Genomic DNA, 1,387 nt, shown 5'->3' with positions numbered 1-1,387 from the left:
GAGATGCCGGGCGACGTCGACGACCCGGCCGGCCTGGACCGGCGGCGGATGCTGCGCCTGGGCACGGTGACGGCCCTGGCGATCGGCCTGCACAATCTGCCGGAGGGCTTCGTCACCTTCGCCGGCACCCTGCAGGATCCGTCGGTGGGCCTCGCGCTGGCCGTCGCGATGGCCGTGCACAACGTTCCCGAGGGCGTGGCCGTGGCCGTGCCCGTGCGGCAGGCCACCGGATCGCGGCGCAAGGCCTTCGCGTGGGCCGCGTTCACGGGGATCGCGGAGCCGCTGGGCGCGCTGATCGGCTGGCTGCTGCTGGCCCCGTTCCTCACACCCGCGCTCCTGGCCGCCGTCTTCGCGGCCGTGGCGGGCGTGATGGTGACCGTGAGCCTCGACGCGCTGCTGCCCGCCGCCCGGGCGGCCGGGGGCCGCGCCGCGGCGCTGGGCGGCGTGCTGCTGGGCGTGGCCGCGATGGCCCTCTCACTGGACCTGCTCTCCTGAGCGCCGGGGGGCCGGTCAGTTCACGAGGGCCGGCTGCAGGACCGCCTCGGCCTCGCGCACCTCGCCGTCGGCGGTGCGCCACTGGACGGTGATCCGGTCCCCCACGTTGTGGTCGTTGACCAGGCGGGACATCCGGGAGGCGTCGTCGCCGACGGTCCGCCCCTCGATCTCGAGGATGACATCGCCCTCGACCAGGCCGATCTGCTCGGCGGCGGAGCCCGCGTCCACCTGCATGACCACGACGCCGACGTCGGGATCCGCGCCGACCATGATGCCCAGGGCGCCGTCCGCACCGATGCTCACGGTGTCCGTCTCCTCACCCGAGAGGACCTGGTCCACCACGTCGAAGGCCACCTCCAGCGGGATCGCGAAGCCGTCCACCTCGTCTGCGGTGGTCCCGTCGCTGGCTGCCACGGTCACGCCGACCACCTGGCCGGCGTCGTCCACCACCGGGCCGCCGGAGTAGCCGGGCACGACGTCCGCGTCCGTCTGGATCAGGCCGGACAGGCGCGCGTACTGATCGGTGCCCTCGGCCGCGGCCATGATCGAGCGGTCCGTGCCGAGCACGGTGCCGCGCACGGCCGTCAGATAACCCTGGCCTCCGCCGTTGCCGACGGCGGCCACCTGGTCCCCGCGCCGCACCGGGTCCAGCGAGACGCTGGCCACCGGCAGGTCTGAGACGCCCTCGACGTCGAGCACCGCGATGTCTTGCTCGGCATCGCGCCCGAGCACCGTGGCCGTGTGCCGCGCGCCGGTGTCCGCGACCACCACGTGCACCTCCGAGGAGTCCTCGACCACGTGGTAGTTGGTCACCGCCAGCCCGTCCGGGGAGAGCACCATGCCCGTCCCCGTGCCGGTGCGGGCGCCGAGGGCGGTCTCCACGAGGAGGACA

At 74.3% G+C, this 1,387-nt stretch carries 2 protein-coding genes; one reads left to right on the top strand and one right to left on the bottom strand.

Annotation, left to right across the window (positions count from 1 at the left end):
* Positions 1 to 495, top strand: a 495-nt coding sequence (locus D8M29_RS11950; RefSeq protein ID WP_161972462.1) for a ZIP family metal transporter, incomplete at its 5' end; no start/stop codon positions are given.
* Positions 496 to 510: 15 nt separating this feature from the next.
* On the opposite strand, the gene D8M29_RS11945 is transcribed toward D8M29_RS11950, so the two are convergent.
* On the bottom strand, positions 511 to 1,387 hold an 877-nt coding region (locus tag D8M29_RS11945), incomplete at its 5' end, for a S1C family serine protease (protein ID WP_148111614.1).

Source organism: Micrococcus sp. HSID17227 (genome assembly GCF_003989405.1).
Lineage (GTDB): Bacteria > Actinomycetota > Actinomycetes > Actinomycetales > Micrococcaceae > Micrococcus > Micrococcus luteus.
Note: the sequence above shows the minus strand (reverse complement) of the source record. Positions and strands in the feature narration are given on the sequence as shown.